The organism is Capilliphycus salinus ALCB114379, from assembly GCF_047276495.1.
Taxonomy (GTDB): domain Bacteria; phylum Cyanobacteriota; class Cyanobacteriia; order Cyanobacteriales; family Microcoleaceae; genus Capilliphycus; species Capilliphycus salinus.
The window spans coordinates 1,721,798-1,736,008 of the sequence record NZ_CP178543.1 but is presented as its reverse complement, the minus strand read 5'-3'; the positions used below and the strand labels follow the sequence as shown (position 1 = coordinate 1,736,008).

The window sequence follows — 14,211 nt, the reverse complement described above, 5'->3', positions numbered from 1 at the left end:
AAGCAGTGTGATTTCGCTCGTATCGGGTGAGCATTTTTCCTCTCAATTGGGGAAGTCACTGCTCAGGTTTTAATTTTATCTTAGAAACAGGGATTTGATAGATTCTCAAGGGATTACAGCAGCAGGGTGGGAGTGTATTTAAACAGAGTTTAGCGAAATTTGTGCATCTCGATTTCTAAGAATACTTAGAGGCTGTTTTGACGGGAGCAAGTCGGTTAAAAAGAGTCATATGAATATTAAACAACTCTTTCGATCTATTAATCTACCCACTTTAGGCGTAACGTCTGCCTTATCAGTCGGTGTTGCCTTAACAACTTTAGCAAATGTGATTTCAGTTCGATCCACTTTAGCACTTCATACCGCCCCCGAACCTCAAGGGATTCTGATGTTGGGTGGAAGTCCAAATCGAGAAGAATTTACCGCAGAGTTTGCCAAACAACACGATCATTTAGAAGTTTGGGTGTCATCGGGTGTGGATCGGCGCAGCGCCACCGAGGTTTTTCAAAAAGCAGGGGTTGACTTGGAGCGAGTTCATCTCGACTATCGCGCCGTTGACACGGTGACGAACTTTTCAACTTTGGTTGAGGATTTGAAAAAACGGGATATTTCTCATGTTTATTTGATCACTTCAGATTTTCATATGTCTCGGGCGAAGGCGATCGCTTCTGTTGTTTTGGGGAGTCAAGGGATTGTTTTTACTCCAGTTTCCATTCCGACTGAAGGTTATCCTTCTGAGTCGGGGGTTCGCATTGCGCGAGATGTGAGTCGGGCGGTGGTCTGGACGTTTACGGGTTGGGCCGGTGAAAATCTTAATCCCCGCTATGCTTTACGTCGGGCGATCGCAGAACGAGATGCAGCACCGTTACCTGAACCGGGTTAAGACTGATTGATAATAATACTAAAAATCCCGCTCGTTGTGAAGCGGGATTTTTTTTGATCTGAACTGTTGTTAAACAAAAGTTCTATATTGGATTAGCCTCATGGCTTCTGTCTTACATGGCAGAACCAACACCCACATAAGAACCGTAGAAGAACAGACCAACAACTACTAATACACCTGTTCCTGCAACGGTTGCGACTAACCACAAGGGAATTCGGGCTTGTCCAGACACGGTTTTTTACCTCTTATTTCAAAACATTACCGACTCAATGGCGAGCTAAATTGAGAATGATATTCTCGTTAGTTAAAGAAGTAACTGGAGAATAAAATACCCAGTACAAAAATCAAGAGTAAACCCAGATAAAGAGAAGTCCGGTTTAACTCGACGGGCTGACGATTCGGGTTGGTATTGCGATCCATTAAAACCTCCTAGCGTTGAATAAACTGCATGGCGGCGATCGCGCCTAAGAAAAATACGGTGGGAACGGCCAGGGTGTGAACGGCGAGCCAACGAACCGTAAAAATCGGATAGCTTATCGGTTCATTGCGATTGGAACTGCTGGTCATGTTATAAAACTCCTAATTTATACTACTTCCTGGTGTATTCGTCGATTTGTTGTTTGCCGCTAAAGCGATCAGAAATAATCGGAATTTCTTGACGTTCTTGACTGGGGAAATACTCATCAGGACGGGGGGTGCCAAAAGCATCGTAAGCCAAACCCGTGCTGACAAATAACCAACCTGCAATAAACAAAGCCGGAATGGTGATGCTATGAATTACCCAGTACCGAACACTGGTAATAATATCCCCAAAGGGACGCTCTCCGGTATCGCCTGCCATGTGCAATTCTCCTGATTACAACGGTTTACAAATTTGGCTCTGTGACTTGAAATTATACTACGTTTTGTCAATGGGGTTTGAAAAGCCAATCTCCCCTGCTTTTTAACAGAGGCCGGTTCTATTTTTATCCCGATTCTTGAAGCAGGGGAATCCAACATTTTCCCGACTTCAAATTTAGACGTTTCGAGTCTGAGAGCGTTTAAGAGTGGTAAACGCCTCTCCCTGTATTATGATACGAAATTTGTGGATTCGTAACAAGCCAATTGAACAAACGATCGGGTCTAAATCAGTTTAGAGTTCAAGCGGCCGTTTGAGAAGGCTCACCTGTATATCTCAGTAGCGTTCCCCTTTGACCGAGGATAAAACCTTTCTCGGGGTTCATAAACTTAATGCGGTTAAAGTTAGCGGGAATATCTTCAACTTGTTTATCTTTGAGCCAAGTTTCTCCGCCATCAAAACTACACACCAAGTTTCCACTCCCGCCACTGACCCAAATTTCTTCGGGGGTACGATAGGCTAAATCTAATAATCCCCAACTGGTCGCATATTCGGGTTGAATGGCTTCGCTCCATTCTTCGGGGTTTTCGGGGTCGCCAAAGCGCAGTTCACCGCCTCGGGCGATCATCCACAAACGCCCGTCTTGACCAAAGCCCATGTTTTCTAGGCGTTTAGAGCTATAACGGTTGTGGGGTTCCCAAGCTTTTGATCCCGGTGTCCACATCGAATAAAAGTTTCCTTTCGCCGATACGGTCATATATTGACCATCAGAGGAACGGGCGACATTACGAACGACTCCGACGGCTTCTTCAACTAAGGCTTTCCAGTTTTGACCGCCATCTTCTGTTTTGTAAATGGCGCCGACATCGGTTGTCATTTCGGCTGATTGCGGACCCAATGCCACAATATTATAAGGCGCTCCGGGAAGTTTAGAACTGAGTTGAATGCGAGTCCAAGAGTTTCCGTCATCGGTGGTGTGTAATAAAACCGAAGGTTCACCGACGACCCATCCTTCGGAACCGGAGAAACTCACCGAAGCTAACCGCGCCTTTTCTTCGCCCAAGTCGAGGGCTTTTGTTTCCCAACTGTTACCGCCATCGGTTGTTTCTAATAGGGTGGCATTACTACCCACAACCCATCCGTGATTGGGGTCATTTTCTGAAAAAGCGACATCAAATAAATTGGCGTCGGTAGCGGTGGGAACAACTTCCCAAGGGTTGTAAGTGAGGGCGGGAAGAAATTTACAACTGGTACACAGGAGAATAACAGCAAATACAACTAGAATTTTTCGCAAAAATTTCATTAAATTCATGGGGTTTAGAACGGTTCAAATTGCTTTTATTTCAAAGCATATAAGCTCATAAAAAACAGAAAGCCTAAGGCAAGTCCACCAAAAATGAGTAGGTTTTTTTGTTGAGAGGAGAGTGTATTGACACCCAAGCCATAGTTCAAATTTTCTTTAAACCCGGAAGGGCCTTCTTTCGATCCAATGTTAGAAAACTGATTTCTCGGCGCCCCGCAGACTGGACAACGCCAGCCGGAGGGAAGTTCTTCAAAGGCTGTTCCGGCAGGGACGGAAACTTTTCCCATTGAACTTCCTTTGTTGGGTTCGTAGACGTAGCCACAGGCTCTACATTCGTACTGATCTAGCGGTTGAACTTCAGTCGCTTGCTCGCTCATAGCTTAACCTGGAGAAGGGCTTAATTCTTAAAATGTCTATTACATAATATTACAGAATCTCACCAAAGTGAATAGGGAAAGGGGAAGGGGAAAGGGGAAGGGGGAAGGGGGAAGGGGGACAGTCACCAGTCACTGAAAAGATTACCCAAGGCAACTATATAATGTAAAAGACAATTGATAGTACAATCGCACTGAATCAGTCATCGTGTTTATTCTCAGTGGTTATGAATACTTTCTAGGCTTCCTGATTATCTGTAGCCTAGTCCCGATTCTCGCTTTGGGTGCATCGAAGCTATTACGTCCTCAAAGCCGACGTGGCGTCCGACGCACCACCTACGAGTCGGGTTGTGAACCGATTGGCGGAGCTTGGATTCAGTTCAATATTCGCTACTATATGTTTGCCCTGGTGTTTGTCATTTTTGACGTAGAAACCGTGTTTCTCTACCCCTGGGCTGTGGCTTTTCACAAGCTGGGATTGTTAGCGTTTATCGAAGCCTTGATTTTTATTACCATTCTAGTAGTTGCGTTAGTTTACGCTTGGCGTAAAGGCGCCCTGGAATGGTCTTAAGTTGTTAGAATCACACAGAAATTATGACGAGCCAAAGTATTTCCCCGAACCCGGAAAAAATTATTAATCCCATAGAACGACCCCAAGTTACTCAAGAACTGTCGGAGAACGTGGTCTTAACCACTGTTGATGATCTGTATAACTGGGCGAGACTGTCGAGTTTGTGGCCGTTGCTTTACGGTACGGCTTGCTGCTTTATTGAATTTGCGGCCTTAATTGGTTCTCGGTTTGACTTTGATCGCTTCGGTTTGGTACCCCGTTCAAGTCCCCGTCAAGCCGATTTACTGATTACGGCCGGTACAATCACGATGAAATATGCACCGGTATTGGTGCGGTTGTACGAACAAATGCCCGAACCCAAGTATGTGATTGCGATGGGAGCTTGTACAATTACGGGCGGGATGTTTAGTATGGACTCGACCACCGCAGTTAGAGGGGTAGATAAACTGATTCCGGTGGATGTGTATATTCCCGGCTGTCCTCCCCGTCCCGAAGCGATCATTGATGCGATCATCAAACTGCGGAAGAAAATTTCCAATGATTCATTTCAGGAACGAGGAAACTTACAACAAACTCACCGTTATTACACTCGTTCCCATCAAATGAAGGCGGTTGAACCGATTTTAACGGGTCAATATTTACAGTCTCAAACCCGTCAAACCCCGCCGAAACAACTCACCGAAGCGATGGGAATGCCCGTAGCGCCGGCACTGTTAGCAGAACAAACCAAGGAGGAACAACAACGTGGCTGAGACTGAAGAAACAGCAATTGTTGAAGCAGGCCCGGTGTCCCAGTGGCTCAGTCAAAATGGCTTTGAACACGAATCCTTAGGCCCGGATCACTCGGGAGTGGAGATCGTTAAGGTGAGTCGGGATTTCCTGATTCCCCTGTCTACGGCACTCTACGCCAACGGATTTAACTATTTGCGGTGTCAGTGTGCCTACGACCTCGGCCCGGGCGAAGATCTCGTCAGCGTATATCATTTGGTAAAAGTTGACGATAATGTGGAACAACCCGAAGAAGTGTGCGTCAAGGTATTTGTTCCCCGCGATGATCCTAGAGTTCCGTCTGTGTACTGGATTTGGAAAGCGGCCGACTTCCAAGAACGGGAGTCTTATGATATGTACGGTATCGTCTACGAAGGCCATCCGAATCTGAAGCGGATTTTAATGCCCGAAGATTGGGTTGGCTGGCCGTTGCGGAAAGATTACATCTCTCCTGATTTCCACGAGTTGCAAGATGCCTATTAACAATTGTTGGGTTAGATTAATTTCATCTTGAGACCACACAGCACTCCTGTCATTTGGGGGGAGTGCTGATTAAAATTTAATGGGTAATTGCCACTCAATGACAATTCTTGGTTGGGGGAATCGGCAAAGGTGATCCATTATAGGACAATAGGCGATCCGAACGCATTGCCAGATTTCCGAAAAGTCTGGTATAGTTGCCTACGATCGCGATCGCGTTCTGGTCTGGGTTGAATGCAGTTCACTCTAGATTTTTGAGAACGCATATGTACGATACCATTTAGGTTGCAACTTTATACAGTCCTGCGGGACTCGTCTTCGTACAATACTTTGGTGGAGGAGTTAAATTGTGAGTACTATTCGAGGATCAGTATTTCAGGATATTAACGGCGATGGTGTTTTTGATCTCGGCGAAGGTCTTCGCAACGTTACGGTATTTCTAGATCAAAATGGAAATGGTGTACCCGATCCGGGTACTGATACTGATGGGGATGGCATACCCGAGGGTGGTGAACTAACCACGTTAACGGATGATCTGGGTGAATATACCTTTACGAATTTACCGCAAGGAACCTTTACCCTAGATCAGGTTACTCCCGCCGGTTTCAATGAACCCGTCGGTGTACCTTTATCTTTGGCAACAACAGGCGATCCCAACGAGCGGATTGATGTCAATATTCTCAACGTTAATCCCACCCCACCCCCTACCCCCGTTGCCACAACTGGAGTGATTCGCGGTGCGGTTTACGTTGACAACAACAGAAATCAAATCTACGAGCCATTTGGGGAACTCGGTGAACCCACGCTAGCCGATGGCTTTCCCGGTGCAATTGTCTACATTGACCTCAATAACAGCGGTTTCCGCGAACTCAGCGAACCTTTTTCGGAACCGAACGAAGCGGGTTTCTATTTCTTTGGAGACTTGCTACCCGGTTCTTATCTGCTGAGAACCGAACTTCCCGGCGGGTTTGAGGTGCTGGGAGATAACCCGATTGTTGCTCCGGTAGCTGCGGCAACCGTCAATGAAGTGGACATCCCCGTTATCGATCCGGATAGCGTCTACGGTCGTGTGATCCGCGACCTCAACGGTGATGGTCAGCCGCAGCCCTTTGAACCCGGACAGGCGGGAATTGACATTGATATTCTCGATGGAGATGGGAATGTTAGCAGCGTAACCACTGACGACGATGGATTCTACATCTTTTCCAATCTAGATACTTCTATTCCAGGAGCCGACGATCCGCAAAACCCCTTCGCTCAGTTCATTGAAAGAGAAGAACCCGAACGGTTTGCTCGGGGATTTATCCTAGATTTTGGTAACAATTTACCTTCGTCGGCTTATGTATTTACCTCTCCAGTTCCTCCTGTGGGCTTGGTTCCGGGTGAAATTGGGGCTACCATTCCTCCGGATGAGGCTCGCCAAGTCAACTCTACACTGGTCTTCAATGCGGCAGGAATTACACCCGTACCCAACAGTATTTCCGGTGTGGTCTTCAACGACTTGAACGCCAACTCCCTGTTAGATGTCGATCCGCTCACGGGTTTGACCGACGAGGTCGTTGAGGGTGCAACGGTCTACCTCGACCTCGATGAAGATGGTCAACTTGGAGACGAGGAACCCAGCACGACAACCGACTTCAACGGAAACTTTATCTTTCGGAATTTACCCCCGACCCTGCCGATCGATCCGGTAACGGGTTTGGCTTCCCTAGAAGAGTCTTATATCCTGCGAGTGGAACCAACCGACGATCTGGAGAACGTAACAACTCCAATTCCCGCCTATACCCTCGATTTTGGCGAGGCCGCTCAAGGGACGCTCGGACTTTCCAATCTCGAACCGTTCCCGCCCGAGAACCAATTTGCTCAACCGGGCGGTGGTATCAACCCAGACCCCATCCGCGTCCGAGGTTTCGATCCTCTGGCGAACGCGACTCCGGCTCCTATTGTTCCGACTCCCGATCCCAATCTGATTGTTTAATTAGAAGTCGTTAAGTTTTGTGTATTGAGTCATTCCCAGGACATTCAAGGCTGATCTCATCGATCTTGACAGACTCCTGGGATGATTTTTTTTGTGAAGATTTCTAACAGTTTTGAGAAAATTGTATCAAAATACTCAAATCACGGCACTCAAAGGCGATATTATCAAAGGATTAGCAAAAAATTAAGTTAAGTTTAACTTCAATCAAATTGTTTCAACAGCAAAGCGCTTTAGAGTTTCCTGCTACGATTTTTCGACTCGACAATGGATTAACGGTGATTCATCAGGAGATTTCTGCAACTCCTGTGGTTGTGGTTGATGTTTGGACGGGAGCGGGAGCCAGAAAAGAGCCTGAACCCTGGTCTGGTATGGCTCACTTCCTAGAACATATGATTTTCAAGGGAACCGATCAAATTGCTCCGGGAATCTTCGATCAGGTGATTGAAAGTCGGGGTGGAGTCGCCAACGCCGCTACAAGTCACGACTACGCTCATTTCTACATTACAACGGCTTCTCAATACCTCGAAGAAACTTTACCGACTTTAGCCGAATTACTCCTAAACGCCACAATTCCTGATGATGAGTTTATCCGAGAGCGGGATGTGGTTTTAGAAGAAATTCGTCAGGCTGAAGATGATGTCGATTGGATTGAGTTTCAGTCCTTGATGGAAACGGTTTACACTCATCATCCCTACGGACGTTCGGTTTTGGGAACTCCTGAAAAATTAATGCAGCGAACGCCAGAAGAAATGCGCTGTTTTCATCGCTCCCACTACCAACCGGAAAACATGGTCGTGGCGATCGTCGGTGGAGTTAAACAAGATCGCGCCTTGAAAACGATTGAAGAAGCGTTTAATCGATTTCCCACTCCCGAGCGTTGTCCCTGTATCGGTTTAACTCCAGAACCGAAACTTCGAGAAATTCGCCGTCAAGAACTACAACTTCCCAACGCCGAACTAGCCAGAATGAGTATAGCATGGCTAGGCCCCAATGTCAAACAATTGCGGGAGGGCTACGGTTTGGATTTGCTCTCGGTGATCTTGGCCGAAGGGAGAAGCTCCCGTTTGGTGCGGGTGTTGCGGGAGGAACTCCAATGGGTTCATCATCTAAGCAGTAGCTTTTCTTTGCAACAAGAATCGAGCATACTGACAATTAACGCCTTATTAGATCCCGAAAAAATTGAAAGCGTTGAACAGGTAATACTCGATTGTATTTCTCAACTGCACAGCGAACCGATTTCGGAACTCGAACTCAAACGAAGTCAACGTTTACTGTGCAATGATTACGCTTTTTCTACGGAAACTCCGGCTCAACTCGCGGGCTTATACGGTTACTATTTTACCGTATCTCAACCGGAATTTTCAGTCATATACCCGACAGAAATTCAATCGTTTGACACCTCCGATATCCAAGAATTAGCTCAAAAATATTTAAGCCTAGATTCTCATGCGGTTACGATTGTTCGGCCGGGTTAATCAGAGAAATTCAATCCCTAAAGACGGATGAATTAAGACTTCAGCCGATAAACATCAGCCAATAATTCATTCGGTTTAAGCCTTCTTTCGGGAGCGGGAGAATCATAAACAATTAACACCGAATCCGATTCGCCCAAACAGGGAAAATGAGCAATTCCTTCGGCGTTATCCGCCCCAACTTTAATCGGCAAATCAAACATCACTTCTAAATGTTTACCATCCTGCCAATAAATCATTTCCTCGGTTCGCTCGGCAATCTTTTTCAAGCGAAAGACTCGCATCGCCCCATTTAGATCCATTGTAGGGCCTCCGAGAATAATTAAATCCCCATTATGTAAAAAAAGTTCTCGAATTCCCAATCCATCTAACTCAATAAAATGTTTGCGATAAAGTTGACCGTCCTTTTCTATGGGTTTTAGGGCTAAAACACCGGGTTCTTTTTCTTCAACATCGATCTCCAAAATTACCGCCAAACCCCGCAAAACCGGCCCTCTTAAGCCTAAGAAAATGCGATCGCCATGAATCGCCAAACCCTCAATATCCAGTCCGTTATCCTTAGACGGTAAACCGCTAGAAACAATAGTGCCAAGATGAGGATCGTTTTTGAGACTTTCCACTAAAATATTAGTATTGTCGGTGATTTCTAAACGGGCTGCACTCCGTTCTTTTTTTGGATCATCTTTCAAAGAACAAGACTTAACTAAATTACCATCAATAACCGGAATACGAGCCAATAAATAACGATTCGCCTCCGACTCCACCCTCGATAATCGCTCCACATCTTTTTCAGGATCTTTTCGCTTGGGTTTTTTCCGCTTTGTGCTGTGAGAACCCATCACCCACAAATAACCGTTAGAATAATCCAAACTCTCGATATCAATTTCATCCTCCGTATTGGGGAGTTCCATATAATCCAACAGAGAAAAATGCTGGTGATTGCCAAAAACAAACGGTTCAATTTGGGACAGTCTCTCGACTCCCAACAACTCATCAGAACCCACCCACAGACTACCATCTGGGGTCATGGCTGCGGCTGAGAGTTCGCCGACTAAATCATCGGAATTATCCTCAAACCGCAGTAACACCCGACTCAATAAAAAACCTTGTGGCATTAGATTAATTAATCAAATTACAGTTGTCTTTGATGTTGTCATCTTACTCGATTTTGGGGGTTAATAGGTTTGAATTTGTCGGTAACGAGCTTGTACAAACATATAAACGGCATAAGCCACCAAACCAAAAGCCGCTATTGCCAGTAAAAACTTACCATAGGGCTGGCGTGCTAAGGTTTGTAACGCGCCATCGAGTCCCTGTACTTCACTGGGATCAAATTGTCGGGCGGCTTGAATTAAAAAGAAACCCAACATCATAAAAATAACGCCTCTCGCCGTAATTCCAAAGCGACAGACATTAACCACCCATTTTTCTTGTTTATAATCAAGTTCTCTTAAGTTTAATTTTTTGCGAAACTTGATCCGATAGGCTTTATAAATTCGATACAAACCAATTCCGATAAGAATTGCACCAATCGTCCCGACTAACCACTGACCAAAGGGTTGAGAAAGTAAACGAGCCGTCCAAGTTTGTTTGCTATCTCCTCCTCCTCCTCCGCCCGCTCCGATGGCTAATAAAGCCGCATTAAAGGCTAAACTCGCATAGATTAAACCGCTAATAATATAACCGATTCGGGTGACAATTCCTTTAAAATCTGAACCTTTGCGATCGGGATCTTGGATGGCTTCTACAATTCGCCAGATGGCATATCCAACTAAACCAACGGCAATTAAAGCTAATAATATTTGTCCTAAAGGTTGGGCGGCAATTGTCCGCAAAGCACCTCTTGTACCGGTTGTTTTTCCTCCCGAACTAAACGCAGCCATTAATGCTAATAAACCAATTAATCCATAAACTGCTCCTTTGGTTGCATATCCAAAACGAGCTAATCTTTCTATCCACATGACTGATGACCTCAACACTGAGAATTGATGAAAATATTAACGAACTACGACTTATTAATACAGCGGTCGAATAAATCTTGATATTGTTGTTGATATTGCGGATCGTCGAGAACCAATTCAACTCGAACTTTCGCGCATCCGTGAGCATCTTCCATCGCAATGATTTGTAATAAATCGGCGGCGGCTTTTAAAGACAAAAACTCACCTTTCACGGTGACTTGATGCGGCTTAGTTTTGAGTTGTTCTAGTTCAATTCCCTGGATTTTTCCCCGAGATAAATCAACTTCGGCTAAAGGTTTATCGGTCGAGCCGACTTGTTCTATAATTAATTTTTCCCGTCGAATTGGAACTTCAACGATTTCGGTTTCAACTTGTTTACGAACGATAACTTCACCGATTTTTTTGCGATCATGCTTGACTTCCAATCGTTCAGCCAGCAGGCGAACCGTTTCACTATCTACGGTTTGAGGAAATGATTCGTCTCCAAACTCTGTTGTCTCCTCTATCTCATCTTCCGACTGTTCGACGGATTTTATCCGATTTTCGTCGGAAATACTTTGACTAAAATAAGCGGAATGTTCATCAAGTTTTTCTCGCATTTTTTCCGTGAGATTGATAACGAATTTATTATTTGCCAAATCAACTTTTACGATGGATTTTTGATGAACTCTAAACAAAGGTCGCGATTGTCCGGGGAGAGAAAAAAGAATCTGAATTTGGTCAGATTCATTTTTATAAATTCGTTCAACTTGACCAATTGACTCCCCTCGCTCATCAACCACCGAATAAGTCTGAAGCTCCTGGGGATTTGATAAATTTTGATGAGGAGAAACACTAGGATAACTATCTTGAGTTTTCATCTTCTGGTTGGATGCTACGTTTATAAGCTAAAAATTTAAAAATTCTAGGGGTTCTCAAACTAAAATTGAATAGAGGTGTTAGGTGGTTGGTGTTAGGAAGAACCTAAGACCCGAAAAACCACCTAAGACCCAAACTCAACCTAACTTTCACGGTTTTTATTCAACCCAGTTTTATCGTCGAATAATGGGTTCTCCGTCTTTATCAACCCGCAGTTCTTCACGACGTAAAGTTTCTTCTGCGGTGACGGTATCGCGATCAACTTCTTTGCGAACATTCACTTCTTCGCGGACGTAAGCTTCCTTATGGAAATCTGCGCTTTCTTCGTAAACTTCCATCCGTGCGACTTCACCTTCTTTAAAGTCCGCAGTACCCGGTTTTACAGGTCGTCCTGCATTGTCAGGAGTCGTCCGTTCAACAATAACTCGCTCTTTTTCAACCGGAACAGAAGCTCTTGCTCTTTCTGTTTCTACGGTTTTACCAACAACAACTTCGCCTGCTTTATGACGCTCTTTATCAGTAACTAAACGTTCTTCATAGAGCTTGAGCGTACCGTGATCGCGTTCGTTGAGATCGTATAATTCGCGATCGTGGTCATAACGATAGTCATTGCGACTATAACCCGCTTGAGGCTGACGGGTGCGATAACTTTGGCGAACCCGTTCTTCGTAGTCATAATCTACGTTCATATCGCTATCATACTTCGGTAAAGCCTCAGCCTGTTCTTTGCTGGTTAAACCTAAAGCATAAAGCTTATGTTCGTTAAAATCAATCCGAGAACGACCTACCGGTAATAATACCTTCTTACCAAAGATCCAGAAACCGGTGTCAATTACAAAATAACGAATTCGACCAGCTTCATCGACTAAAGCATCATCAACTGAGCCAACTTTTTCATTGCTGGTTCCGGCATAAACCGTATAACCTTTAAAGTCGTTTCCTTTAAACAACTCATCCACGTAGTTGGGATAGTAATCTTTTATTCGTACTAAAGCCATAATTAATTGTTTTTGTTTCAACTACACTCACTATCTTAGGAAAATAGCGAGTATAATCAATCCCCCCACCGGGAGATTCAAAAGCTATGTCGGGGGATGGATGATAAAGATAGAGGCAATTTCAGATACTTAAGAAAACAAAGATACAAATTTTCTTAACCTTTCTAAATATTCAAGAAAGGGTTATTCAAATTGAGAAAATAAGAGCGTAAAAAAGATGGCAACACGATTGGCTAGAGATTACAAACGAGGAATAGGAGTCTTTAAAACCCGAAGACAAGTAGAACAGGCTCTTTATCAATTGCGCGATCGGGGTTTTAATCTCGAACAAGTTTCTGTGATGGCGCCCCACTCCGATCCGGCAACAAAAGACGCAGAAGTGGATGTTTATACCCATTCTGAGGGAAATCACGCCGATACCGGGGCAGTTACCGGGGCGATCGCGGGAGGGACTTTAGGTATTATTGGCGGATTATTGGTCGGTTTGGGAGCCGCAGCGATTCCGGGAATTGGGCCGATTTTATTGGCTGGTGCCGAAGCCACAGCGATCGCGACAACTTTAGCGGGAACGGCGATCGGCGCCACATCCGGGGGAATTATCGGGGCTTTAATTGGTTTAGGAATTCCCGAAGATCAGGCGAAAGTTTATAATGATCGACTTTCACAAGGCGAATATATTGTATTGGTGACGGGAACACCAAGAAGCGTCGATGAAGCAGAGGATATTTTACGCGATCAAGGAATTGAACAATGGCAGGTTTATGATGCGTTGCAAGTAGAAATTACACCCACAATGGATGATGTGGTTTCTCCGACTGTCCTCGAACGTAAAGAAAAAGAAAGAGCGATCATCACTCCGCCAGAAGTTAAATCGAAAGTCGAACACCGAGAACATCCTGAAGTTATTAAACAAGAAAGAACAATTGTTACCCCTCGGGTCGAGACAGAAAACTCTGTTGAATACGATGCTCGCAAACCGGAAGTCATTGAACATAAACAACGTCAAGAAATAGTCACCACCACTCCGCCAGTGAAAGGGGAAATCGAACACCAAGACCATCGCGAAATTGAAAGACAAAGAGCGATGATCACCCCTCCCATCGAGACAAGAAATCCGGTTAAATCCAATGGTCGCCACCCGGAAGTGATTGAACATAAACAACGTCCAGAAAAAATTGCCACCACTGCATCGTCAGTGAAACCAAAAGTTGTACACCAAGAACATTCCAAACAAGTTATGAAACCCGAAGAAAACACAAACATTAATCCTCGCGTCGAGACAGACAACTCTGTCGAATACAGTCAGCCAGTCGAGACAGAGAACCCCGTTGAATACACTCAACAACCGGAAGCGCTCGAACCCAAACAACGACGTCAAGAAAGAGCGAATATCACGCCGCCGCCCGTGAAACCAAAAGTTGTACATCAAGAACGCCCCGAAATTATGGAACGAGAAGAAAGAAAAACTGTAACCCCTCGCGTTGAGATAGAAAATCCGGTTGAATCCAACGGAAAAGCGGCAAGAATTGAACGGGAAACAATTGTTCGTCAACCCGCAGTCACCCCAGAGCATTCGGAGAAGTTCCAAAAAGAGAATCACCGAAATCTAGAGGGAAAAAAGATCTCGGACGATCCAGAAATTATCATCATTGATCGCCGAAACGAAAAATATAAAGATCATTAAAATTGGAAAAAAGTTTTTGTTTTTGCCTAAAAAATGGAGGAAAATC

General features: G+C 44.8%; 17 protein-coding genes. 7 read left to right on the top strand and 10 right to left on the bottom strand.

The window, feature by feature from the left end; genetic code table 11:
• Nucleotides 1-229: 229 nt before the first annotated feature.
• Nucleotides 230-880, top strand: coding sequence for a YdcF family protein (locus ACL6C3_RS07220; protein ID WP_413166491.1), 651 nt, complete (start codon nucleotides 230-232; stop codon nucleotides 878-880).
• Between the two features lie 112 nt (nucleotides 881-992).
• On the opposite strand, the gene ACL6C3_RS07215 is transcribed toward ACL6C3_RS07220, so the two are convergent.
• The 6 genes from ACL6C3_RS07215 to ACL6C3_RS07190 all read right to left on the bottom strand — a co-directional run bounded on the left by ACL6C3_RS07215 (nucleotide 993) and on the right by ACL6C3_RS07190 (nucleotide 3,398).
• A complete protein-coding gene (locus ACL6C3_RS07215) occupies nucleotides 993-1,112 on the bottom strand; it encodes a photosystem II reaction center protein J (RefSeq protein ID WP_413166490.1) in 120 nt (39 codons plus the stop codon).
• A 68-nt stretch (nucleotides 1,113-1,180) separates the two neighbouring features.
• Nucleotides 1,181-1,300 carry a photosystem II reaction center protein L gene (locus ACL6C3_RS07210; protein WP_413166489.1) on the bottom strand — a complete coding sequence of 40 codons (120 nt, stop codon included), beginning with the start codon at nucleotides 1,298-1,300 and terminating at the stop codon, nucleotides 1,181-1,183.
• A 9-nt stretch (nucleotides 1,301-1,309) separates the two neighbouring features.
• Nucleotides 1,310-1,447, bottom strand: coding sequence for a cytochrome b559 subunit beta (gene psbF, locus ACL6C3_RS07205; protein WP_413166488.1), 138 nt, complete (start codon nucleotides 1,445-1,447; stop codon nucleotides 1,310-1,312).
• A gap of 22 nt (nucleotides 1,448-1,469) precedes the next feature.
• Entirely contained in the window at nucleotides 1,470-1,721 is a 252-nt protein-coding gene (gene psbE, locus ACL6C3_RS07200; RefSeq protein WP_413166487.1) for a cytochrome b559 subunit alpha, read from the bottom strand.
• A gap of 298 nt (nucleotides 1,722-2,019) precedes the next feature.
• Nucleotides 2,020-3,030: a photosynthesis system II assembly factor Ycf48 gene (locus ACL6C3_RS07195; protein WP_413166486.1), complete on the bottom strand. Its 1,011-nt coding sequence runs from the start codon at nucleotides 3,028-3,030 to the stop codon at nucleotides 2,020-2,022.
• A 26-nt stretch (nucleotides 3,031-3,056) separates the two neighbouring features.
• Nucleotides 3,057-3,398: a rubredoxin gene (locus tag ACL6C3_RS07190; RefSeq protein WP_413166485.1), complete on the bottom strand. Its 342-nt coding sequence runs from the start codon at nucleotides 3,396-3,398 to the stop codon at nucleotides 3,057-3,059.
• Nucleotides 3,399-3,603: 205 nt separating this feature from the next.
• On the opposite strand from ACL6C3_RS07190, the gene ndhC reads away from it, so the two are divergent.
• The 5 genes from ndhC to ACL6C3_RS07165 all read left to right on the top strand — a co-directional run bounded on the left by ndhC (nucleotide 3,604) and on the right by ACL6C3_RS07165 (nucleotide 8,667).
• The gene (gene ndhC / locus ACL6C3_RS07185) at nucleotides 3,604-3,966 is read left to right on the top strand and encodes a photosynthetic/respiratory NAD(P)H-quinone oxidoreductase subunit C (RefSeq protein WP_413166484.1); all 363 of its coding nucleotides are present in this window, start codon (nucleotides 3,604-3,606) and stop codon (nucleotides 3,964-3,966) included.
• Between the two features lie 23 nt (nucleotides 3,967-3,989).
• Nucleotides 3,990-4,718, top strand: coding sequence for an NADH dehydrogenase subunit K (locus ACL6C3_RS07180; protein WP_413166483.1), 729 nt, complete (start codon nucleotides 3,990-3,992; stop codon nucleotides 4,716-4,718).
• Complete coding sequence (locus ACL6C3_RS07175) at nucleotides 4,711-5,217, top strand: NAD(P)H-quinone oxidoreductase subunit J (protein WP_413166482.1); 507 nt, start codon at nucleotides 4,711-4,713, stop codon at nucleotides 5,215-5,217. Before ACL6C3_RS07180 ends, ACL6C3_RS07175 begins: the two co-directional genes overlap by 8 nt.
• A 346-nt stretch (nucleotides 5,218-5,563) precedes the next feature.
• On the top strand, nucleotides 5,564-7,192 hold the full coding sequence (locus tag ACL6C3_RS07170) for a hypothetical protein (RefSeq protein ID WP_413166481.1): 1,629 nt from the start codon (nucleotides 5,564-5,566) through the stop codon (nucleotides 7,190-7,192).
• A 209-nt stretch (nucleotides 7,193-7,401) separates the two neighbouring features.
• Nucleotides 7,402-8,667 (top strand): M16 family metallopeptidase, encoded by a 1,266-nt coding sequence (locus tag ACL6C3_RS07165; protein WP_413166480.1) that lies wholly within the window; start codon nucleotides 7,402-7,404, stop codon nucleotides 8,665-8,667.
• A gap of 32 nt (nucleotides 8,668-8,699) precedes the next feature.
• Here ACL6C3_RS07165 and ACL6C3_RS07160 read toward each other — a convergent pair whose 3' ends face one another.
• The 4 genes from ACL6C3_RS07160 to ACL6C3_RS07145 all read right to left on the bottom strand — a co-directional run bounded on the left by ACL6C3_RS07160 (nucleotide 8,700) and on the right by ACL6C3_RS07145 (nucleotide 12,481).
• On the bottom strand, nucleotides 8,700-9,779 hold the full coding sequence (locus tag ACL6C3_RS07160; protein ID WP_413166479.1) for a DUF3616 domain-containing protein: 1,080 nt from the start codon (nucleotides 9,777-9,779) through the stop codon (nucleotides 8,700-8,702).
• Nucleotides 9,780-9,839: 60 nt separating this feature from the next.
• Nucleotides 9,840-10,625, bottom strand: coding sequence for a DUF1206 domain-containing protein (locus tag ACL6C3_RS07155; protein WP_413166478.1), 786 nt, complete (start codon nucleotides 10,623-10,625; stop codon nucleotides 9,840-9,842).
• Between the two features lie 44 nt (nucleotides 10,626-10,669).
• Complete coding sequence (locus tag ACL6C3_RS07150) at nucleotides 10,670-11,485, bottom strand: DUF2382 domain-containing protein (RefSeq protein WP_413166477.1); 816 nt, start codon at nucleotides 11,483-11,485, stop codon at nucleotides 10,670-10,672.
• 171 nt (nucleotides 11,486-11,656) lie between these two features.
• Nucleotides 11,657-12,481 (bottom strand): DUF2382 domain-containing protein, encoded by an 825-nt coding sequence (locus tag ACL6C3_RS07145; protein ID WP_413166476.1) that lies wholly within the window; start codon nucleotides 12,479-12,481, stop codon nucleotides 11,657-11,659.
• Between the two features lie 217 nt (nucleotides 12,482-12,698).
• On the opposite strand from ACL6C3_RS07145, the gene ACL6C3_RS07140 reads away from it, so the two are divergent.
• Entirely contained in the window at nucleotides 12,699-14,165 is a 1,467-nt protein-coding gene (locus ACL6C3_RS07140) for a hypothetical protein (RefSeq protein WP_413166475.1), read from the top strand.
• Nucleotides 14,166-14,211: the final 46 nt, after the last annotated feature.